This is a genomic window from Stella humosa (genome assembly GCF_006738645.1).
In the GTDB taxonomy this organism is placed as follows: domain Bacteria; phylum Pseudomonadota; class Alphaproteobacteria; order ATCC43930; family Allostellaceae; genus Allostella; species Allostella humosa.
The window spans coordinates 3,378,440-3,399,993 of sequence record NZ_AP019700.1 but is presented as its reverse complement, the minus strand read 5'-3'; the positions used below and the strand labels follow the sequence as shown (position 1 = coordinate 3,399,993).

Below are 21,554 nucleotides of genomic sequence, written 5' to 3'. Positions count from 1 at the left end.
ATGCGACTTCCGGTACCGTAGGCATTCAATCGGGTCGGCGCTTCCGGCAGCGGCCCCGGTTCTTCCAGCGCAAGTCCACGATCGCGTTCATGATGGCCTTGCCGCTGATCATCATCATCGCGGCCCTTGTGGTCTATCCCGCGATCTACTCCCTCCATCTTGCGACCCTGAACAAGTCGATGGAGCGCTTCGTCGGCTTCGGGAACTTCGAGTTCCTGTTTAAGCGCGAGACGTTCTGGATGGTGGTGAAGCAGTCCTGCATTTTTGCGGTGACGGCCGTCGTCTTCAAGGCGCTGATCGGCTTCTTCGTCGCCCATTTCGTCCACGCCATCCCCGACAAGGGACAGCGCAAGTGGCGCGGCATGCTGCTGGTGCCGTGGGTCATCCCGCCGGCCATGTCGACGCTCGCCTGGTTCTGGCTGTTCGATCCGTCCTACAGCGCCTTCAACTGGCTGTTCGCGCTGCTCGGCATTCCGTCGGTGCCCTGGCTGGGCGACCCGTACTGGGCGCGCTTCTCGGTCATCCTGGTCAATGTCTGGTACGGCGCGCCGTTCTTCATGATCATGTATCTGGCGGCCCTGAAATCCGTGCCCGAGCAGCTCTACGAGGCGGCCTCCATCGACGGCGCCAACTGGTGGCAGCGCCTCTGGTACGTGACGCTGCCGATGATGCGCAACATCATCTCGATCACCGTGCTGTTCTCGCTGATCGTCACCTTCGCCAACTTCGACATCGTCCGCGTGCTGACGGCCGGCGGCCCGATCGACCAGACGCATGTCTTCGCCACCTGGGCCTTCAAGCTCGGGATCGAGGGCGGCGACATTCCCCTGGGCGCCACGGTTTCGCTGTTCATGGTGCCGCTGCTGGGCGTGGCAGCGATCTTCATTCTGCGGGATATCACCAAGCGGGGGAACGAAGCCTGATGGCCGCCGCAATTGCAGAGACCCGGGGCGGTCCGTCCCGCCCGGTGTCCTATGGCAGCATCAGCCGCTCGCGCAAGCGGGCGCTGGTCTGGTCCTATGTCTTCCTCGTCCTGTTCGCGATCTTCTTCCTGACGCCGCCCATCTACATGTTCATCACCTCGCTGAAGACCTCGCAGGAGATCTCGGCGGCGACGAACCCATGGTGGGTCTTCAACCCGACGCTCGCGAACTACACCGAGCTGCTGACCTCCAACCAGTACCTGACCTTCTTCAAGAACTCGGCCATCATCTCGATCGTCGTCGTCACGATCACGATGCTGGTGAGCATTCCGGCGGCCTTCGCGCTGGCGCGGATGAAGTTCTGGGGCTCGACGACGCTGGCGACCGGGGTGTTCCTCACCTACCTCATCCCGGAAACGCTGCTGTTCATCCCGCTGTTCAAGATCTTCGCCTTCGTCTACGAGTATACGGGCATCCAGCTCATCAACAACTGGTGGGTGCTGCTGGTCATCTACCCGACGCTGACGGTGCCGTTCTGCACCTGGATCATGATCGGCTACTTCGCCTCCATTCCCAAGGAACTGGACGAAGCGGCCGTGATCGACGGGGCGACCTATTTCCAGACGTTGACCAAGATCTTCATTCCCGTGGCCTTGCCCGGCATCATCGCGGCAATGATTTTCGCCTTCACCGTGTCCTGGGCGCAGTTCCTGTATCCGCTGGCCTTCACGACATCGACCGACCAACTCGTGCTGCCGGTCGGCATCATCACGACCCTCATCAAGGGCGACGTCTTCAACTGGGGGCAGATCATGACGGGCGCGCTGCTCGGTGCCGCTCCGCCCTTGATCATCTATGCCTTCCTGATGGACTACTACATCGCCGGGCTGACGGCCGGCGCCACCAAGGGCTGATATCGGCCACGGGATCAGTTAAGGGGAGAGGCTGTATGGCCCAGGTTACGTTGCGCAAGGTGGTGAAGAAGTACGACGACACCCTGGCGGTGCGTGGTATCGACCTCGACATCGCGGACAAGGAGTTCGTGGTGCTGGTCGGCCCGTCGGGTTGCGGCAAGTCGACGACGCTCCGGATGATCGCCGGGCTGGAGGAGATTTCCGACGGCGACATCGCCATCGGTGGCACGGTGGTGAACGACGTGCCGCCGAAGGACCGGGACATCGCCATGGTGTTCCAGAACTACGCGCTCTATCCGCACATGACCGTCTACGAGAACATGTCCTTCGGCCTCCGCCTGAAGAAGGTGGCCAAGGACGAGATCAAGCGCCGGGTCGAGAATGCCGCCCGCATCCTCGACATCACGGAGCTTCTGGCGCGCAAGCCCAAGCAGCTTTCGGGTGGCCAGCGGCAGCGCGTCGCCATGGGCCGCGCGATCGTGCGCGATCCCAAGGTGTTCCTGTTCGACGAGCCACTGTCCAACCTCGATGCCAAGCTGCGCGTGCAGATGCGCACCGAGATCAAGAAGGTGCATCAGAAGGTCCGCACCACCACCGTCTATGTCACCCACGACCAGGTGGAGGCGATGACGCTGGCTGACCGCGTCGTGGTGATGAACCATGGCGTGATCGAGCAGGTGGGCGCGCCCAACGATCTCTACCACGCGCCCAAGACCAAGTTCGTGGCCGGCTTCATCGGTTCGCCGGCGATGAACTTCATCCCCTGCCGCCTGGAGCAGAATTCGGGTGGACTGACGGCGCATATGGGCGATGTGTCGCTGCCGCTGCCGGCAAGCCGCACCGAGCGCTACAAGCAGTATGTCGGTCGCGACATGCTGTTCGGCCTGCGGCCGGAGCACATGACCGAGCGGCGGCCCCATGCGAGCGGCCAGTCGGAGAACTTCCAGGTGACCGTCGACGTGGTCGAGCCGATGGGGATGGAGACGCTGCTCTACTTCCGCATCAACGGCGAAGAGGTGTCTGCTCGCGTCGAGCCGACCTCCGCGGTGGCGGCAGGGCAGGTAATGCCCCTTGCGGCCGACCTCGGGCACATGCATCTGATCGACCCATCGACGGATAAGGTCGTCTGACCCGGGGATCGTCCCCGGGCCGGAGCGGCGAAACGGTATCCGCCGCCTGCCGGTGAACGACACGACACCCTTCGGACAGACCATCTACGTTCCAGCCGACGGCTTCCTCCCCCAGCTCCTGATAGAGCTGGGGGAGGGGGCGTCGATGCTGGGCGATCTCGTGGCGGCACCCGGTCCCGCTCGGCCGGCCGCCTGGGCCAGGAACGTGTGGCACGAGCCCATGCTGCACCCGATCGCCTCCATCGGCGATGCGGCGCGCCGCCTGCGGGCGATCCAGCGTAGCTGGCACCTGCACCCCATCGGCCATTTCCGCCGCGCCGAGCTCATTCGCGAGAAGCTGCCGCCGGTGCGGCCGAAGCCGCTGGCCTTTCCCGAGCGCCCGCCGACCGCTCCACTCGGCAGCTGGACCTTGCTCGAACCCGGCCAGATGCTGGCCGCCGGCCATTGCTCCAGCCCGATGCCGGATGGCGCCTGGACCTTCGTCGAAGATCGCGACATCCCGCCCAACCGCGCCTATCTGAAGCTGTGGGAGGCGCTGACCCGCATCGGCGCCTACCCTGGACCCGGAGAGACCTGCATCGACCTCGGCGCCAGCCCCGGCGGCTGGACCTGGGTGATCCAGGGGCTGGGTGCCAGCGTGACGGCGATCGACAAGGCGCCGCTGGCCCCGGCGATTGCCGCCTTGCCGGGCGTCACCTGGGTCGGCACCAGCGCATTCGGGCTCGACCCCGCCGCCCAGCCGCCGGTCGATTGGCTCTTCTCGGACGTCATCTGCTATCCGGCGCGTCTGCTGGCACTGGTCCGCCGCTGGCTCGATGCGGGCCGCGCACGCAACTTCGTCTGCACCCTGAAGTTCCAGGGCGAGACGGACCACGCCACGGCGGCCGCCTTTGCCGCCATTCCCGGCTCGCGCCTCATGCATCTGGACCACAACAAGCACGAACTGACCTGGTCGCTGCTGAGGGCGGCATAGCCCGGGCATGGAGTGGTCAGAGGACGCCATCGTCCTGGTGCTGCGCCGGCATGGCGAGAACGACGCCATCGTCTCGGTCCTGGCGCGCGGGCAGGGGCGCTATTCCGGGCTCGTGCGCGGCGGCGCCGGGCGGCGGGCCGGCCCGGTCTACCAGCCGGGCAACCGCATCGCCGCCCGCTGGCGCGCGCGCCTGGACGACCAGTTGGGCGCGTTGACGGCCGAGCTGGTGCATGGCCACGCGGCGCGCCTGATGGGGGATGCCGACCGGCTGTCGGCACTGGTTGCGGCCGCCGCCGTGGCCGACGCCGCCCTGCCGGACCGCGAGCCGCACCCGCTCTGCTTCGACGGCCTGGCCGACCTGCTGGCGCGGCTCGATGCCGAGGATGCCTGGCCCGCCGCCTATGTCTGCTGGGAGCGCGACCTGCTGGCGGAGCTGGGCTTCGGCCTCGATCTCGAACGGTGTGCGGTGACGGGCAGCCGCGAAGAGCTGCGCTGGGTTTCACCCCGCAGCGGGCGGGCCGTGTCGGCCGCGGCCGGGGCCGCCTATGCCGACCGCCTGCTGCGCCTGCCGCCGTTCCTGCTGGCCGACGGGGTTGCCGGGGCGCCGCCGGCCGACGTGCTGGATGGCCTTCGCCTGACCGGCCGGTTCCTGGAAAACCACGTCTTCGCGGCCCTCGGCCGGGCCGGGGCGCCTGCCGCGCGCGGCCGCCTCGTTGACCGGATCGCCCGGCTGGCTACTATGGGCGGAGGCGAGAGCCCGCAAAGACCACAAAATCTACAGGATTCATGACCGACACCTCGGAAATCCGCGACGTCGCGCTGGTCGACGCCCTGGGCGAGCGATACCTGTCCTATGCGCTCTCGACCATCATGGCGCGCTCCCTGCCGGACGTGCGCGACGGGCTGAAGCCCGTGCATCGCCGGCTGCTGTTCGCCATGCGCCAGCTTCGCCTCGACCCCAATACCAGCCCCAAGAAGTCGGCCCGCGTGGTCGGCGACGTCATCGGCAAGTTCCATCCCCATGGCGACCAGTCGGTCTATGACGCGCTGGTGCGCCTCGCCCAGGATTTCGCCGCCCGCTATCCGCTGGTCGACGGGCAGGGCAATTTCGGCAATGTCGATGGCGATGGCGCGGCGGCCATGCGCTACACCGAGGCGCGCCTGACGGAGGTGGCCCAGGCGCTGCTGGCCGGCATCGACGAGGACGCGGTCGATTTCCGCCCGACCTATGACGGCGAGGGCGAGGAGCCGGTGGTGCTGCCGGCGCGTTTCCCCAACCTGCTGGCCAACGGCTCGGCCGGCATCGCCGTCGGCATGGCGACCAGCATCCCGCCGCACAATGCGGGCGAGCTGTGCGGCGCCCTGTTGGCTCTGATCGACGACCCCAAGGCCACGCCCGATTCGCTGCTGGCGCATGTGAGGGGCCCGGACTTCCCGACCGGCGGCGTGCTGGTCGAGAGCGCCGAGGCGATCCGCCTTGCCTACGAGACCGGGCGCGGCAGCTTCCGCGTGCGCGCCCGCTGGGAGGCCGAGCGCCTGTCGCACGGCCTCTACCAGATCGTCGTGACCGAGATTCCCTACCAGGTGGCGAAATCGCGCCTGGTGGAGCGCATCGCCAACCTGCTGTCGGAAAAGAAGCTGCTGCTGCTGGCCGACGTGCGCGACGAGTCGACCGAGGACATCCGGCTGGTGCTGGAGCCCAAGAGCCGCACGGTCGACCCGCAGATGCTGATGGAATCGCTCTTCCGGGCGACCGAGCTGGAGCAGCGCATCAGCCTCAACATGAACGTGCTGGACGCCCAGGGCGTGCCGCGCGTCATGAGCCTGAAGGAGGTGCTGCAGGCCTTCCTCGACCATCGCAAGGTGGTGCTGGAACGGCGCAGCCGCCACCGCCTGGGCGAGGTCGCGCGCCGGCTCGAGGTGCTGGAGGGCTATCTGATCGCCTTCCTCAACATCGACGAGGTCATCCGCATCATCCGCGAGGAAGACGAGCCCAAGGCGGTGATGATCGCCCGCTGGTCGCTGACGGATGTGCAGGTCGAGGCGATCCTGAACCTGCGCCTGCGCGCGTTGCGCCGGCTGGAGGAGATCGAGATCCGTCGCGAGCGCGACAAGCTGGCGGCCGAGCAGGCGGGCTTGCAGGGGCTGCTCGACAGCGAGCGCAAGCAGTGGCGGGCGATCGCCAAGGAGATCAAGGAGATCGGCGACCAGTTCGGCGACGCCAACCCGCTCGGTCGTCGCCGCACCACGATCGGTGCGGCCCCGCTGGCGGTCGAGGTGCCGATGGAGGCGATGGTCGAGCGCGAGCCCATCACCATTCTCCTGTCCGAGAAGGGCTGGATCCGGGCGGCGCGCGGCCATGTCGAGGCCGATGCCGACCTGCGCTTCAAGGATGGCGACCGCGGCCGCTTCCTGGTCCACGCCGAGACGACCGACCGGCTGCTGCTGTTCTCGACCAACGGGCGATTCTACACGCTGGCCGCGGACAAGCTGCCGCGCGGCCGCGGCTTTGGCGAGCCGATCCGACTGATGATCGACCTGCCCAACGACCATGACGTCGTGACGCTGTTCCCCCACCGGCCCGGCCGCACGCTGCTGGTGGCGACCAGCGACGGCCGCGGCTTCCTGGTGGCCGAGGACGAGACGCTGGCCCAGACCCGCACCGGGCGTCAGGTGCTGAACGTGGCGGGCGCTGTCGAGGCCAAGGTGTGCATTCCGGCCGTGGGCGACCATGTCGCGGTCGTCGGCGACAACCGGCGCCTGCTGGTCTTCAAGCTGGACGAGGTGCCGACCCTGGCGCGCGGCCGCGGCGTCATCCTGCAACGCTACAAGGATGGCGGCCTGTCGGACATCAAGGTCTTCGCCAAGGCCGACGGCCTGACCTGGAAGATCGGCGAGCGCACGCGGACCGAGACCGACCTCGACCCGTGGCTCGGCGCCCGCGCGACCGCAGGACGCCTGCCGCCCAACGGCTTCCCGAAGAACCAGAAGTTCGGGTAAGGGGCGGGGGCAAGCCGCCCCGTCAGCCCCGGTAGCGCAGCGCGTCGACCAGCAGCGCGAAGGCCGGCCGATGCTGCCGGCGGCTGGGATAATAAAGGTGGTAGCCCGAGAAGGGTGCGCACCAGTCGGCCAGCACGCGGACGAGCCGGCCGGCTGCAACGTGCGGGCGGACGGCGTCCTCGGGCAGGTAGGCCAGTCCCAGCCCCGACAGGGCGGCGTTCATCCGCAGTTGCATGGTGTTGAAGACCAGCGGCCCTTCCACCCGCACGCTGAACTCCCGCCCGTCGCGCTCGAACTCCCAGGCATAGAGCCCGCCATAGGTCGGCAGGCGCAGGTTGATGCAGGCATGGGCCGACAGGTCCTGCGGCTCGATCGGCGGCGGCCGCCGGGCGAAATAGTCCGGTGCGCCGACGACGGCCATGCTCATGTCGGGCCCGATGCGTATCGCCACCATGTCGCGCGCGATGCGCCCGCCCAGCCGCACGCCGGCATCGTAGCGCTCGGCCACGATGTCGGTCAGGCCATAGTCGACCGCCACCTCGACCTGGATGTCGGGGTAGAGCGGCAGCAGGCGCTCGAGCACGGGCCACAGGATCGTTTCCGCCGAATGCTCGCCCGCGGTGATGCGAACCGTGCCGGCCGGCTTCTCGCGCAGGTCGCCGAGGGCGGCCAGTTCCGCCTCGATCTCGTCCAGGTTCGGCCCGACGGTGCGCAGCAGCCGCTCGCCCGCCTCCGTCGGCGCCACGCTGCGGGTGGTGCGCGCCAGCAGCCGCACCCCCAGCCGCTGCTCCAGGCCGCGGACGGTGTGGCTCAACGAGGACTGCGAGACGCCGAGCCTGGCCGCAGCGCGGGTGAAGCTCCGTTCGCGGGCGACGGCCAGGAAGACGATCAGGTCATTGAGGTCCGTGCGGGCCATTGATGAACCCTACCCATAAGTCCATGCGGATATCACTGCCTAATCGTCCGTCCGGGTCGGTCCCACCTCGGTGATGGCCCCTGTACCGGTCGTTCCGGGATCGATCCGGCCGAGGGCGAGTTTCACGGACAGCAATCCTCCACCGCCATCCCGTGCAGAAAGGCTGGGCCCCTGCCATGCCAAGCTCCAGAGACCTCGATCTATCCCGGCGCGGCCTGCTGATCGGTGCCGCGGCCTCCGCCGCCGCCGTTGCCGCGCCGCCGATCGCCGGTGCCCAGACAACCCCGGCGGCGGCCCCGCCCGCCATCCTCGAAGCACCGGTCGTCGCCCGGGTTTCCTTCACCGTGAACGGCAGCGCGCGCGAACTCGCAGTCGACACGCGGACGACGCTGCTGGACGCGCTGCGCGAACGCCTCGCCCTGCCGGGCGCCAAGAAGGGCTGCGATCACGGCCAATGCGGCGCCTGCACCGTGATCGTCGACGGGCGGCGCATCAATTCCTGCCTGACGCTGGCCGTCATGCACGAGGGCGATGCGATCACGACGATCGAGGGGCTGGGCAATCCAGGTGCCATGCACCCGATGCAGGCGGCCTTCGTGCGCCACGACGGCTACCAGTGCGGCTTCTGCACGCCAGGCCAGATCTGCTCCGCCGTGGCCGTGCTGGACGAAATCCGCGCCGGCATCCCGAGTCATGCGAGCGGCGACCTCGATGCCGTCCCGCAGGTCACGGCGGCCGAGCTGCGCGAGCGGATGAGCGGCAACATCTGCCGCTGCGGCGCCTATCCCAACATCGTCGACGCGATCACCGAGATCGCCGGGAGGCCGGCATGAAGCCCTTCACCTATGAGCGCGCCGGCTCCCCGGCCGAAGCCGTCGCGGCGGCGGCGCGGATGCCGGGTGCCCGCTTCATCGCCGGCGGCACCAACCTGCTCGACCTGATGAAGCTCCAGATCGAGACGCCGGCCCATCTGATCGACGTGAACGGCCTGGCGCTCGACCGGATCGAGGCCGCGGCCGATGGCGGCCTGCGCATCGGCGCGCTGGTGCGCAATACCGACCTGGCGGCCGATGCCCGGGTGCGGCGCGACTATGCCCTGCTGTCGCGCGCCCTGCTGGCCGGGGCATCGGGCCAACTGCGCAACAAGGCGACCACGGCCGGCAACCTGTTGCAGCGGACGCGCTGCCCATACTTCTACGACACCAACCAGCCCTGCAACAAACGGCGGCCGGGCAGCGGCTGCGCGGCGCTGGGCGGCTTCAGCCGGCAGCACGCGGTCGTCGGTGCCAGCGATGCGTGCATCGCGACCAACCCCAGCGACATGGCGGTGGCCATGCGGGCGCTGGATGCGACGGTCGAGGTGATGGGTCCGGACGGGGCGTCGCGGGCCATCCCGATCGCCGACTTCCACCGCCTGCCGGGGGAAACGCCGGAGGTCGAAACCACCCTGCGCCCGGGGGAGCTGATCACGGCGGTGACGCTGCCGCCGCCGGTCGGCGGACGGCACATCTACCGCAAGGTGCGCGACCGGGCGTCCTACGCCTTCGCCCTGGTCTCGGTCGGGGCCATCGTGCGGCGCGACGGCACGGGCCGCGTCGCCCTGGGCGGCGTGGCGGCCAGGCCCTGGCGCATGGAGGCGGCAGAGGCGCAGATGCCGGCCGGCGCCCGGGCGGTGACCGCGCAGCTCCTGGCCGGCGCCCGCACGACCCACGAGAACGCCTTCAAGATTCCGCTGGTCGAGCGCGCGCTGGCGGCCGTGCTTGCCGAAGCGAGGGCCTGAACCATGAAGTTCGATACCCCTGCGACCACCAACCCCATCGACCGGCTGACCGTGGTCGGCAAGCCGCTCGACCGCGTCGACGGCCCGCTGAAGACGACCGGAACCGCGCCCTATGCCAACGACCGGCACGATGTCGTCGCCAACCAGGCGCATGGATATGTCCTGGGTTCGGCGATCGCGAAGGGACGGATCGGCGCCATGGACCTTCGCGCCGCCAAGGCGGCGGCCGGCGTCATCGCCATCGTCACGGCCGAGAACGCAGGCAAGCTCGGCCAGGGAAAGTTCAATACGGCCCGGCTGCTCGCCGGACCCGACATCCAGCACTACCACCAGGCCATAGCCGTCGTCGTCGCCGAGACGTTCGAGCAGGCGCGGGCGGCCGCGCACCTGATCCGCGTCGACTATGCCGCAGCCGAGGGCACCTTCGACCTGGCCGCAGCGAAGGACAGTGCGACCAAGCCCGCCAAGATGACGGGCGATGCCAAGCCGGACACTTCTGTCGGCGATTTTGCGGCGGCCTTCGCGGCCGCGCCGGTGAAGCTCGACATGACCTACACCACGCCCGACCAGTCGCATGCCATGATGGAGCCCCACGCTTCGATCGCGGCCTGGGAAGGCGACCGGCTGATGGTCTGGAGTGCCAACCAGATGATCGACTGGTCGCGCGGCGACATCGCCCTTACGCTCGGCATCCCCAAGGACAAGGTCCGGCTGGTCTCGCCCTATATCGGCGGCGGCTTCGGCGGGAAGCTGTTCGTGCGGGCGGACGCCCTGCTGGCGGCCCTGGGCGCGCGGGCGGCGGGGCGACCGGTACGGGTCAGCCTGCCGCGGCCGCTCATCTTCAACAACACGACGCACCGCCCCGCCACGATCCAGCGCATCCGCATCGGCACCACCGGGGACGGTGCCATCACGGCCATCGGCCATGAAAGCTGGTCGGGCGATCTGCCGGACGGCGAGCCGGAGGTGGCCGTGATGCAGACGCGCCTCCTCTATGCCGGCGCCAACCGCCTGACCGCCATGCGGCTGGCGGTCCTCGACCTGCCGGAAGGGAACGCCATGCGGGCGCCAGGCGAGGCATCGGGGATGATGGCCCTGGAGATCGCCATGGACGAAATGGCCGAGAGGCTGGGGCTCGACCCGGTCGAGTTCCGCATCCGCAACGACTCCCAGGTCGATCCGGAGAACCCCGGTCGGCCGTTCTCGCAGCGGCGGCTGGTGGAATGCCTGCGTGCCGGTGCCGCTCGCTTCGGCTGGGACCGGCGGCAGGCCCGGGCGGGGCGAACCGGGACGGGGGCTGGCTGATCGGCCAGGGCGTCGCCGCCGCCTTTCGCAACAACCTCGTCATGAAGTCGGCCGCCCGGGTCCGCCTGGACGGCAGGAGCAAGGTCACGGTCGAGACCGACATGACCGACATCGGCACCGGCAGCTATACGATCATCGCGCAGACCGCGGCCGAGATGATGGGCGTGCCGATCGAACACGTGTCGGTCCGGCTGGGCGATTCTAGGTTTCCGGTGTCCTGCGGCTCGGGCGGCCAGTGGGGCGGCAATTCGTCGACATCGGGTGTCTATGCGGCCTGCGCCAAACTGCGGGAGGCCGTGGCCCGGCGGATCGGCGCCGATCCGGCCAATATCGAGTTCACGGCGGGCCATGTCAGTTGGGCCGGCCGCAGCGTGCCGCTGGGCGAGGCCGTTGGCGCGCAGGGCCTGGAGGCCGAGGACGCCGTCGAATTCGGCGACCTGGACAAGGAATACCAGCAGTCGACCTTCGGCGCGCATTTCGTCGAGGTCGGCGTCGATGCCGCGACCGGCGAGGTCCGCGTGCGCCGCATGCTGGCCGTCTGCGCGGCGGGTCGCATCCTGAACCCGAAGACCGCCCGCAGCCAAGTCATAGGGGCCATGACCATGGGCGTCGGCGCGGCCCTGATGGAGGACCTGGTCGTCGACCGGCGGCGGGGCTTCTTCGTCAACCATGACCTGGCCGGCTACGAGGTGCCGGTGCATGCCGACATCCCCGAGCAGGAGGTGATCTTCCTGGACGAGGTCGACCCGACCTCGTCGCCGATGAAGGCCAAGGGCGTGGGCGAACTCGGCATCTGCGGGGTCGCGGCCGCGGTGGCCAACGCGATCCACAATGCTACCGGCGTGCGCGTGCGCGACTACCCGATCACGCTTGACAAGCTGATCGACCGGCTGCCGGCGGTGGCTTAGGCGCCCTTGGGCTGCGGCGTGGTCCGGATCGCCAGGACCACGACCGCTGCCACGATGCAGGCGGCACCGGCCGTATAGAAGGCCGGCAGGTGGCTGGCCAGCGCATCGCGGCTCAATCCGCCGCCGACGGCCGCGATCGCGGAACCGACCTGGTGGCCGGTGAAGACCCAGCCGAAGACCAGCGGCGCCTTCTCCCGGCCGAAGCTCTGGGCCGCCAGCTTCACGGTGGGCGGCACCGTGGCGATCCAGTCGAGGCCGTAGAAGACCGCGAAGATCGACAGGCCGTAGATCGAGAAGTCGCTCGACGGCAGTGCCAGCAGGGACAGGCCGCGCAGGCCATAGTACCAGCACAGCAGCTTCCGGCAGTCGTAGCGGTCGGACAGCCAGCCGGACGCGATCGTGCCCACGAAGTTGAAGCCGCCCATGATGGCGAGCACGCTGGCAGCCTCGACCTCGGCCATGCCGAAATCGCTGCACAGCGGCACGAAGTGGGTCTGGACGAGGCCGGACGTCGACAGGCCGCAGACCATGAAGGTGAGGAACAGGACCCAGAAGGCGCGCGTGCCGGACGCCTCGGCCAGGGTCGCGAACGCGTTGCGCACGGGATTGGCCACCGGCGCCGGCGGGGGCTGGCCCGGTTCCCGCTCGCCGTAGGCGCGCAGCCCGACCTCGGACGGGTGGTTGCTGCCCAACAGCACCATCAGCAGCCCGGCCACGCCGCAGACGACCAGGCCCGGCACCATGGCGACCCGCCAGCCGTCGCTCTGCGCCAGCATCGCGGCCACCGGCAGGAAGACGATCTGGCCCGAGGCGCCGGCCGCCGTCAGCAACCCAATCACCAACCCGCGCTGGCGCACGAACCAGCGATTGGCGACGGCCGCACCCAGTACCAAGGCTGTCAGGCCGGTGCCAAGGCCGACCAGGCCGCCCCAGGTGATGTAGAGCTGCCAGGCCTCGGTCATCATCATGGACAGGCCGCAGCCGGCGATGCCCAGCGCCATGCCCGTGCCGACGGTGCGCCGCAGGCCGTAGCGCTGCAGCAATGCGGCGGCGAACGGCGCCATCAGCCCGTACAGCAGCAGGCGCACGGCCAGGGCACCGGAGATCGTGCCCGTCGTCCAGCCGGTCTCCCGTTGCAGGGGAAGCAGCAGCACGCCCAGGATGCCGAGCGCGCCCGCAGACGCGAGCAGGACGGTGAAGGTGATCGCCACCATCACCCAGCCATAGTGGATGCCGAGCCGGCCGGCGGCCGGTGCGGCCCATGACGCAAACATTCGATGGTCTCCTGCGCGGGCCGGGCCGGTGCCCTGGGGGGCTGGCGCCGACTGCGGTGGGCGCAGGGCGTCAGATGATCGCGAGCATGCGGGTAGAGAGAGGTAAGCCGGTCGGCGGTACGGTTGGGCTAGTCCGCCGCGTCCACATGCATCAGCAGCCCGTCGACGATGCCGGGCGGGGGCTGCATGACGGACCAGCCGGTCGGGCCCAGCGATTCCAGCGGCTGGAAGCGGACCTTGTAGGCCATCTTGCGGCTGTCGGCGATCCAATAGCCGAGATAGACGTAGGGCAGGTCCTGGGACACCGCCTGTTCCACCAGGCGCAGGACCAGCAGCGTGCCCAGGCTGCGGCGCGGCTGGTCCGGGTCGAAATAGCTGTAGACGGCGGAGTAGCCGTCATCCAGCCGGTCGGCGAGGCAGGCGGCGACGAGCTGGCCGGCAGGGTCGCGCAGGGTCAGAAGCCGGGTCTCGATCGGGCTGTCCTCGACCATGGCGCGATAGTCGCCATAGGTCATGCTGGCCATGTCGCTCTCGGCATGGCGCGAGCGCTGGTAGCGGCTGAACAGGCGGTATTGCTCGCCGCTGGCGCGCGCGGGCTCCTCGGCAGCGACGAGGTCGGGGCTGAGGCGGGCCAGCCGCCGCAGGTTGCGGCTCGGCACGAACTGGCGGGCGGCCACCCGCACCGGCACGCAGGCGGTGCAGCCGGCGCAGGCCGGGCGATAGGCCAAGTGGTGGCTGCGCCGGAAGCCCGCGCGAGACAGGCCATTGTAGAGCGAGGCTGCCGTCGGTCCGGCGATTTCCGTCAGCACCTTGCGCTCCATCCGGCCATCCAGATAGGGGCATGGCAATGCCGCCGTGCGATAGAAATGCTGCAGCGGCTGCGGAGCGAGGCGGTTCATGTTCGCATTGTCGCCAGCCGGGGCGTCGTCGTCCAGAGATTGACGTGGAAAATCGGCGGTTTCCGAGTTGGCGCGACGGCGACATTGCTTTAGATCAGACGGCCTTGCCAAGAAACGGGCGCCATGCCGTTCGATCATCGCCAGTTCCGCGACGTAATGGGCAGCTTCGCTACCGGCGTCGCGGTGGCGACGGCGCGCGACGCCGCCGGCCGGCCGGCGGGGGTGACCGTCAGCTCCTTCACCTCGGTCTCGCTGGACCCCCCGCTCATCCTGTTCTGCCTGGAATGGGTGGCGGAGACCTGGCCTGCCTTCCGTGACGGCACGCATTTCGCGGTCAACATCCTGGCCGAAGGGCAGGCCGCGACCTCCTCGCGCTTCGCCTCGGTCCGTCTCGACCGCTGGGCCGGCGTGGAGTATCGCGAAGGGCTGCATGGCTGCCCGCTGCTGACCGATAGCGTCGGCTGGGTCGTCTGCCGCAAGGAGACCGTGCACGAGGGCGGCGACCACGCCATCATCGTTGGCCGCGTCGAGGCGCTGGAATCGGACCCGACGCGGGCACCGCTGCTGCACTTCCGCGGCGCCTATGGCCGGTTCGACCGGGCTGGATAGCCGGCTTGTGTCCGCCCGGCCGGTTGGCTAGCGTCATCCCCCATCCTTCCAGGAACTTCGGGTAGCAGAATGGCGCGCATGTCCGGTGGCGACGCTCTCGTCGCGACGCTGATCGAGCATGGGGTGACCGTCGGCTTCACCGTGCCGGGGGAGAGTTTCCTGGCCGTCCTGGAGGCGCTGCGCCGGGCGCGCAACAGCATCCGCCTGGTGAACGCCCGCCACGAGGGCTCGGCCGCCTTTGCCGCCGAGGCCTATGGCAAGATCGCGCTGAAGCCGGCCGCGGTCTTCGTCAGCCGCGGCCCGGGTGCGACCAACGCCTCCATCGGCATCCACACCGCGATGCAGGATTCGACGCCGCTGCTGCTGTTCGTGGGCGACGTGCCGCGCCGGGTGCAGGATCGCGAGGCGTTCCAGGGCGTCGACTACCGCCGCTTCTTCGGCGCCATCGCCAAGGCCGTGATCCAGCCCTTCTGCGCCGAGGACGTGGCCGAGGCGACGGCGCGCGCCTGGCGCACGGCCACCAGCGGCCGGCCGGGGCCGGTCGTCGTCGTGCTGCCCGAGGACGTGACCGAGGCGGAGTTCGAGGGCGGCACGATCCCGCGCCCGCCCCGCCAGACGGCAGCCGGCCCGTCCCCCGATGCGCTGGCCGACGCGGTGGCCGCCATCGCCGGCGCCCGCCAGCCGGTCATCGTCTGCGGCGAGATGGTGGCACTCCACCGCGCCCATGACGCGCTGGTGCGCTTCGCCGACCGGACGGCAGCACCCGTGCTGGCCGCCTTTCGCCGGCAGGACTGCTTTCCCAATGCGCATCCGGCCTATGCCGGCCATCTCGGCCTGACGCGCGAGCCCTACATCGGCGAGCTGTGGGCGACAGCCGACGTCGTCGTCGCGGTCGGCAGCCGGCTCGACGACATGACGACCGAGGAGTTCACCTTCGTCCGGCCTGACCAGACCATGGTGCTGCTGCATCCCGACCCCGACGTGGCGGCCGCGGCCGGGGCCGCGGTCCATCTGGCGGCCGACCTTCGCCTGTCGCTCGATGCGCTGACCGCAGCGCTGCCGGCCGCGCCGAATGGGCGCCTGGCCGTTCGCGACGCGGTCCATGCGCGCGAGGCGGCCCATGCCGGCTTCGCGCAGCGGCCGTCGATCGGCGCGGTCGACATGGTGAAAGTGGTGGAGGCGGTGGCCGCCCAAGTGCCCGACGACGCCCTGATCGCGACCGATGCCGGCACCTTCGGCAGCTGGGTCTATCGCCACTACCCCTGGCGGCAACCCTCCACCCAGGTGGCGCCGGAGGTCGGCGCCATGGGGGCGGGCGTGCCCGGCGCGATCGGCGCGTCGCTGGCCCGGCCGGATGCGACCGTGGTGGCCTTCGTCGGTGATGGCGGCTTCCTGATGACCGGGTCGGAACTGGCGACGGCGGTGGAGGAGGCGGTGCCGGTCAAGGTGGTGCTGTGCGACAACGCCGCCTATGCCTCGATCCTGATCCACCAGCATCGTCGCTATGGTGCCGAGGCCTATCACGGCGTGACGGTGAAGAGCCCCGACTTCGCGCTGCTGGCGCGCGGCTATGGTGCGGCGGCCTGGACGGTGCGCGAGACGGCCGAGTTCGCGCCCGCCTTCCGGGCCGCGCTGGCCCATGACGGCCCGGCGCTGGTGCATGTCCTGACCGACGTGCGCGACGGCTCTGCCAATGGACCGCTGCAAAAATGAGCGGACCCCTGGCCGGTGTGCGGGTCGTCGACCTGACGGCGGTCTTCCTCGGCCCCGTCGCGTCCCAGACGCTGGGCGACCTGGGTGCGGACGTCATCAAGATCGAGACGCCGGACGGCGACATCACGCGGTCGATCACGCCGGCCCGGAACCGTGGCATGGGTACCGGATTCCTGGCGGTCAACCGGAACAAGCGGTCGGTGGTGCTGGACCTGAAGCAGGCGGAAGCCCGTGCGGTGCTGGGCCGCCTCATAGCCGGGGCCGACGTGCTGATGCATTCCATGCGGCCGCAGGCGATGGACCGGCTGGGCTTCGGGCCGGCCGCCGCGCGCGCCATCAATCCGCGCATCATCCATTGCGCGGCCTATGGCTACCGCCGCGACGGGCCGCATGGCTGGCGCCCGGCCTATGACGACGTCATCCAGGCTGCGTCCGGGCTGGCCGCGATCCAGGCCAGCTTCGCGGGCGAGCCGCGCTACGTGCCGACCTCGATGATCGACAAGCTGGTCGGGCTCACCGTCGCCCAGGCGATCGGCATGGCGCTCTTCCACCGCGAGCGCAGCGGCGAGGGCCAGGCGATCGAGATCCCGATGTACGAGACGACCGTCGCCTTCCTGATGCCCGAGCATATGGCCGGCCGCGGATTCGCGCCGCCGGAGGGGCCGGCCGGCTATGGCCGCGTGCTGGCGCCCCATCGAAGGCCCTATCGTACGGCCGACGGCCATATCGGCGTGCTGCCCTATACCGTCACCCAGTGGCAGCGGCTGTTCGAGCTGATCGGCCGGCCAGAGATGGCGGCCGATCCGCGCGTGACCGACGGCCCCACCCGCAACCGCCATGTCGGCGCGCTCTACGAGATGGTGGCCGATGCCATGCCGGCGCGCACGACGGCCGACTGGCACCGGGCCTTCGACGCGGCCGACATCCCGGCCATGCCGGTGCAGGACCTGGACGCCGTGCTTGACTGCCCGCACCTGGCGGCGACCGGCTTCTACGAGACGCACCACCACGACAGCGAGGGCGACATCGTCTTGCTGGGCCATCCCGTGCGCTACGAGCGCACGCCGGCCGAAATATCGCGCCTGCCGCCGCGCCTGGGCCAGCATACGGTCGAGGTCCTGGCCGAGGCCGGCTACGATGCGGCCGAGATCGAATCCCTGCTCGTCGCCGGTGCCGCCGTCGGCGAACCTCAAGAGTGATCCCCAGAAACCGAACACCGGAGGAAAGCCCATGACCAACCTGACCCAAGCCGATTTCGACGCGCTCACCGCCTGGGATACGCCCACCATCTGCAACGCCCTGGAACTGGTGGCGCCGGCGCGCCGGGCGACCGGCTTCACCACGCGCCACCTGCATTGCCCCTTCCCGGGCCTGAAGCCGATCATCGGCTATGCCCGCACGGCGATGATCCGCTCCAAGCACGTGCCGACCCGCGACAAGGCGGCGATGCGCCAGCAGCGCACCGGCTACTACGAGTATGTGGCGGCCGGCCCGCGGCCGACCGTGTCGGTGATCCAGGACCTGGACGGCCCGGATGCCGGCTTCGGCGCCTTCTGGGGCGAGGTGCAGACCAACATCCACAAGGGCCTCGGCTGCCTCGGCGTCGTCACCGACGGCTGCATCCGCGACCTCGACATGGTGGCCGACGGCTTCCAGATGCTGGCTGCCAACTATGCGCCCTCGCACGCCCACGTCCATCTGGTCGATTTCGGCAACCAGGTTCAGGTGGCCGGCATGATCGTCAGCTCGAACGACCTGATCCATGCCGATCGCCATGGCGCGGTGGTGGTCCCGGCCGACGTGGTGAAGAAGATCCCGGCCGCCATCGACCTGCTGAACCGCCGCGAGAAGGTGATCCTGGACGCCGCCAAGGCCGCCGACTTCGATATCGAGAAGCTGAAGAAGGCGATGGGCGAGGCCGACGAGATCCACTGACGGCCGGCCAGCCATCCCAGCACCCAGAGAACCGGAGCCCCATTCGGTGAAGCCCGCGAACAGCATCCTTGCCGGCTATGGCACGACCGTCTTCGAGGTCATGTCGCAGCTTGCCCGTGCCCATGACGCCGTCAATCTCGGCCAGGGCTTCCCCGACGACCGCGGCCCGGAGGATGTCCTCCGGGCCGCGGCCGACGCCGTCGTCGACGGATCCAACCAGTATCCGCCGATGACCGGCATTCCAGAACTGCGGCGGGCCGTGGCCGCGCACGGCAAGCGGTTCTATGGCCTCGACGTGGATTGGGAGCGCGAGGTGCTGGTCACCTCGGGCGCCACCGAGGGGCTGGCATCCTGCCTCTTCGGGCTGATCGAGCCGGGCGACGAGGTCATCCTGTTCGACCCGCTCTATGACAGCTACCTGCCGATCGTGCGGCGGGCGGGCGGCATCCCCAAGCTGGTGTCGCTGGAGCCGCCGGCCTGGGAATTGCCGATGGATCGCCTGAAGGCGGCCTTCAGCGACAAGACCAAGCTGGTCCTGCTGAACACGCCGATGAATCCGGCGGCCAAGGTCTTCACCCGGGCGGAGTTGCAGGAGATCGCGGCCCTGCTGGAGAAGTACGACGCCTATGCGGTCTGCGACGAGGTCTATGAGCACATCGTCTTCGACGGCCGGCGGCACGAAAGCCTGATCACGCTGCCCGGCATGCGCGAGCGCTGCCTGAAGATCGGCTCGGCCGGCAAGACGTTCTCGCTCACCGGCTGGAAGGTCGGCTACGTCACCGCGGTGCCGGCCCTGTTGCAGCCGGTCATGCGCGCCCACCAGTTCCTGGTGTTCACCACGCCGCCCAATCTCCAGCGGGCCGTGGCCCAAGGGCTGGAGAAGGACGCCAGCTACTTCACCGAGCTGGCGGGCGGCATGCAGGCCAAGCGCGACCGCCTGACGGCCGGGCTGGCCCGCGTCGGCTTCGACGTGCTGCCCTGCGAAGGTACCTATTTCGTGAATGCGGACTTCCGGCCGCTCGGCTTCAAGGGCGACGACGAGGCCTTCTGCAAGCACATCACCGCCGAGGCGAAAGTGGCGGCAATCCCTGTCAGCGCGCTCTATGCTGAAGGGACCGTCCGTAACTATGCGCGCTTCTGTTTCGCTAAGCGCGATGAGGTTCTGGACGAAGCCGTCGACCGGCTCGGCCGCTACTTCGGGTAGATCAGGCTGGCACGCTGCTGCGCAGCGTCGCCAGGACCTGCTCCAGGTCCGGCATCATGAAGGGCTTGCGCAGCCACGGATACTGGCGCCATTCGGGCTCGATGCCGGAAACGTCGTATCCCGTGCTGAAGGCGAAGGGGACGTTCGTCTCCTTCAGCATCTGGGCCAGCGGGTAGCTCGGATAGCCGGCGACGTTGATGTCGATGATCGCCGCGTCCATCCCCTGCGGATTGGCACGCACGAATGCCTGCGCTTCCGCCAGTTCCGCGAACGGACCCACCGGCACGCAGCCGAGGTCCGTCAGCATGTCTTCCATCAACATGGCGACGAGTGCTTCATCCTCCAGAAGCAGCACGCGCAGTCCCTGTCCGTCGCCGCCGTTCATTGCACAACGCATTGCACGCGGTCATGGGCCATTGTTCGTTTCATCAGCCTTTCCTTTCCGCCGCCATCTCCGGTGCGACACCGGTGGATGGGGTCGAACGAAGGACGGCCTATGAAGCTGTAAACGCGCAACGTGGCCCATGGTTCACTGCGGGCCGGGCGACATCATCTCGGCGATGACTTGATCGGTTGACCGGCAGCGGCCGTAATGGCCACCCATCGCCGCGATCGAGCGGCGGTGATTGGCCTCGGTCTCGGCCGCGCAGCAGTCCTCCACCTGGGTCACCAGGAAGCCGCGATCGGCTGCGTCGCGGATCGCCGATTCCACGCACTGGTCGGTGTAGATGCCATAGACGACCAGGAACTCGATGCCGAGATTGCGCAGCACATACTCGACATTCGTGCTGTTGAAGATGCCGGACGATGTCTTCGGGATGACGATCTCGTCGCCGACGGGGGCGACGGCCGGGATGATCTGCGCCTCCCAACTGCCCTTGGGATGGTGGATGCGCGAGATCTTGTGGTCGAGGCTGCGGTCGCGGCCATCGGCCGTCAGGCTCTCGATGATCGTGTAGACGACCTCGATCCCGGCCGCGCGCGCGGCCGCCTGCAACCGCGCCTGGTTGGGAATAAGCACGCCCTCGATCCGCTCCATCAGTTCCAGCTTGCCGGCATGGCCCTCGCCGCGCCGGGCACTCGCCACCGCATCGGGACTCCATTCGGCGTTCTGCATGTCGATCGACAGCAGGGCGGTGCGGCGCGGGTCGATCGCGCGCTCGCGATAGGCGCCGCCTGCGGCGTCGATGGCGGGAATGGGGCTCGTCATGGCAGGGCTCCGCTCTGGAGGAGGTCGGGTTCGATCGCAGACAGGCAGCGCGCCAGGCGCCCGCCCCAGGCGATGGCGTCGGCATCGCGCGTGATCAGGTCCTGGCGGATCTCGATCAGGACCGAGGGGATGCCGCGGTCGTCGCCATGGACCGGCACGCCATAGTCGGACGCCCGGCTGCAGGAATAGGGGTCGTTGACGCCGACGACCAGTCCCTGCTCCAGCCGCAGCGCGGCTGCCAGCAGGAGCGCCATCTCCGGGTTGGGTCCATGGCAGGCGCCGATATGCCACGGCCGGTCGAAGCCGCGCATCCGCGGGGTGAAGCTGTGGATGCAGGCGAGGAAGGTCGGCCGGTACACCGCTTGACGGCGGTCGAGGGCGGCCGCGATGGCGCCGTGATACGGGTCGAACAGGGTGGCAACCCGTTCCGCCCGGTCTGCGTCCGTCAGGGTCTCGTTGCCGGGGACGGTGGTGCCGTCCGATGTCGTCGGCATGCGGTCGGGGGCGGCTTCCGGCCGATTCAGGTCGATAACCAGGCGGGAATAGCCGGCCGCGAACAGCGTCGCGTCGAGCAGGCGGGAGACCTCGCGCGCGACGACCAGCGCGCCGATGTCCCAGCCGATGTGGCGGCCAAGTTCCGATGCCGGCAGGCCGAGGTCGTCCAGCCGTCGGGGAACGCGGCGCGATGCATGGTCGCAGGTCAGAAGGAAGGGCGACGCCCCGTCGGGGGCGTCGACGGTGACGGCCGGCGGCTCGTCGGGCGCAAGCAGTCCGGGGGGCTGTGGATCGGGCATGGATGGCTATTCAATTCGGCGGGGAACCGGACCATCATCGGCCGGTCGAACAGGCGGGGAGGGGCGC

General features: G+C 69.2%; 21 protein-coding genes. 15 read left to right on the top strand and 6 right to left on the bottom strand.

Annotated features, from left to right (window positions below):
• The first annotated feature begins 89 nt into the window (after positions 1-89).
• The 6 genes from STVA_RS15900 to parC all read left to right on the top strand — a co-directional run bounded on the left by STVA_RS15900 (position 90) and on the right by parC (position 6,940).
• A complete protein-coding gene (locus STVA_RS15900) occupies positions 90-923 on the top strand; it encodes a carbohydrate ABC transporter permease (RefSeq protein ID WP_245978564.1) in 834 nt (277 codons plus the stop codon).
• Positions 923-1,837: a carbohydrate ABC transporter permease gene (locus tag STVA_RS15895; RefSeq protein ID WP_123694951.1), complete on the top strand. Its 915-nt coding sequence runs from the start codon at positions 923-925 to the stop codon at positions 1,835-1,837. The genes STVA_RS15900 and STVA_RS15895 overlap by 1 nt, the downstream gene beginning before the upstream one ends.
• Before the next feature lie 35 nt (positions 1,838-1,872).
• A complete protein-coding gene (locus STVA_RS15890) occupies positions 1,873-2,967 on the top strand; it encodes an ABC transporter ATP-binding protein (protein WP_123694949.1) in 1,095 nt (364 codons plus the stop codon).
• 145 nt (positions 2,968-3,112) lie between these two features.
• Positions 3,113-3,940 carry an SAM-dependent methyltransferase gene (locus STVA_RS15885; RefSeq protein ID WP_123695362.1) on the top strand — a complete coding sequence of 276 codons (828 nt, stop codon included), beginning with the start codon at positions 3,113-3,115 and terminating at the stop codon, positions 3,938-3,940.
• Positions 3,941-3,947: 7 nt separating this feature from the next.
• Positions 3,948-4,730: a DNA repair protein RecO gene (gene recO / locus STVA_RS15880; RefSeq protein WP_123694947.1), complete on the top strand. Its 783-nt coding sequence runs from the start codon at positions 3,948-3,950 to the stop codon at positions 4,728-4,730.
• Entirely contained in the window at positions 4,727-6,940 is a 2,214-nt protein-coding gene (gene parC / locus STVA_RS15875) for a DNA topoisomerase IV subunit A (protein ID WP_123694945.1), read from the top strand. The genes recO and parC overlap by 4 nt, the downstream gene beginning before the upstream one ends.
• Positions 6,941-6,962: 22 nt before the next feature.
• Here parC and STVA_RS15870 read toward each other — a convergent pair whose 3' ends face one another.
• Complete coding sequence (locus STVA_RS15870; protein WP_123694943.1) at positions 6,963-7,856, bottom strand: LysR family transcriptional regulator; 894 nt, start codon at positions 7,854-7,856, stop codon at positions 6,963-6,965.
• Between the two features lie 176 nt (positions 7,857-8,032).
• Here STVA_RS15870 and paoA point away from each other — a divergent pair, with 176 nt between their 5' ends.
• The 4 genes from paoA to STVA_RS28385 are packed head-to-tail and all read left to right on the top strand — an operon-like array spanning position 8,033 to position 11,849.
• On the top strand, positions 8,033-8,689 hold the full coding sequence (gene paoA / locus STVA_RS15865) for an aldehyde dehydrogenase iron-sulfur subunit PaoA (RefSeq protein ID WP_123694940.1): 657 nt from the start codon (positions 8,033-8,035) through the stop codon (positions 8,687-8,689).
• Positions 8,686-9,636 carry an FAD binding domain-containing protein gene (locus STVA_RS15860; protein ID WP_123694938.1) on the top strand — a complete coding sequence of 317 codons (951 nt, stop codon included), beginning with the start codon at positions 8,686-8,688 and terminating at the stop codon, positions 9,634-9,636. The genes paoA and STVA_RS15860 overlap by 4 nt, the downstream gene beginning before the upstream one ends.
• 3 nt (positions 9,637-9,639) lie before the next feature.
• The gene (locus STVA_RS28390) at positions 9,640-10,941 is read left to right on the top strand and encodes a molybdopterin cofactor-binding domain-containing protein (RefSeq protein ID WP_276508827.1); all 1,302 of its coding nucleotides are present in this window, start codon (positions 9,640-9,642) and stop codon (positions 10,939-10,941) included.
• A gap of 41 nt (positions 10,942-10,982) precedes the next feature.
• Positions 10,983-11,849: a molybdopterin cofactor-binding domain-containing protein gene (locus tag STVA_RS28385; RefSeq protein ID WP_276508826.1), complete on the top strand. Its 867-nt coding sequence runs from the start codon at positions 10,983-10,985 to the stop codon at positions 11,847-11,849.
• Here STVA_RS28385 and STVA_RS15850 read toward each other — a convergent pair.
• Both STVA_RS15850 and STVA_RS15845 read right to left on the bottom strand, forming a co-directional pair.
• On the bottom strand, positions 11,846-13,123 hold the full coding sequence (locus STVA_RS15850; protein WP_123694934.1) for an MFS transporter: 1,278 nt from the start codon (positions 13,121-13,123) through the stop codon (positions 11,846-11,848). The genes STVA_RS28385 and STVA_RS15850 overlap by 4 nt on opposite strands.
• Positions 13,124-13,251: 128 nt before the next feature.
• Positions 13,252-14,022 (bottom strand): arginyltransferase, encoded by a 771-nt coding sequence (locus STVA_RS15845; protein WP_123694932.1) that lies wholly within the window; start codon positions 14,020-14,022, stop codon positions 13,252-13,254.
• A gap of 123 nt (positions 14,023-14,145) precedes the next feature.
• On the opposite strand from STVA_RS15845, the gene STVA_RS15840 reads away from it, so the two are divergent.
• The 5 genes from STVA_RS15840 to STVA_RS15820 all read left to right on the top strand — a co-directional run bounded on the left by STVA_RS15840 (position 14,146) and on the right by STVA_RS15820 (position 19,483).
• Positions 14,146-14,631 (top strand): flavin reductase family protein, encoded by a 486-nt coding sequence (locus STVA_RS15840; protein WP_123694930.1) that lies wholly within the window; start codon positions 14,146-14,148, stop codon positions 14,629-14,631.
• 78 nt (positions 14,632-14,709) lie between these two features.
• Positions 14,710-16,344 (top strand): thiamine pyrophosphate-dependent enzyme, encoded by a 1,635-nt coding sequence (locus STVA_RS15835; protein WP_170216706.1) that lies wholly within the window; start codon positions 14,710-14,712, stop codon positions 16,342-16,344.
• Positions 16,341-17,543, top strand: a complete 1,203-nt coding sequence (locus tag STVA_RS15830) for a CaiB/BaiF CoA transferase family protein (RefSeq protein WP_123694926.1) — start codon at positions 16,341-16,343, stop codon at positions 17,541-17,543. The genes STVA_RS15835 and STVA_RS15830 overlap by 4 nt, the downstream gene beginning before the upstream one ends.
• Positions 17,544-17,574: 31 nt before the next feature.
• Entirely contained in the window at positions 17,575-18,279 is a 705-nt protein-coding gene (locus STVA_RS15825) for an RraA family protein (protein WP_123694925.1), read from the top strand.
• 46 nt (positions 18,280-18,325) lie between these two features.
• Positions 18,326-19,483: an aminotransferase gene (locus STVA_RS15820; protein WP_123694923.1), complete on the top strand. Its 1,158-nt coding sequence runs from the start codon at positions 18,326-18,328 to the stop codon at positions 19,481-19,483.
• 1 nt (position 19,484) lies between these two features.
• Here the strand turns inward: STVA_RS15820 and STVA_RS15815 are convergent, their stop codons facing one another.
• The 3 genes from STVA_RS15815 to STVA_RS15805 form a co-directional block, all read right to left on the bottom strand.
• On the bottom strand, positions 19,485-19,868 hold the full coding sequence (locus STVA_RS15815) for a response regulator (RefSeq protein WP_123694921.1): 384 nt from the start codon (positions 19,866-19,868) through the stop codon (positions 19,485-19,487).
• Positions 19,869-20,012: 144 nt separating this feature from the next.
• Positions 20,013-20,693, bottom strand: a complete 681-nt coding sequence (locus STVA_RS15810) for a cysteine hydrolase family protein (RefSeq protein ID WP_123694919.1) — start codon at positions 20,691-20,693, stop codon at positions 20,013-20,015.
• Entirely contained in the window at positions 20,690-21,487 is a 798-nt protein-coding gene (locus tag STVA_RS15805; RefSeq protein ID WP_123694917.1) for an N-formylglutamate amidohydrolase, read from the bottom strand. The genes STVA_RS15810 and STVA_RS15805 overlap by 4 nt, the downstream gene beginning before the upstream one ends.
• Between the last annotated feature and the right edge of the window lie 67 nt (positions 21,488-21,554).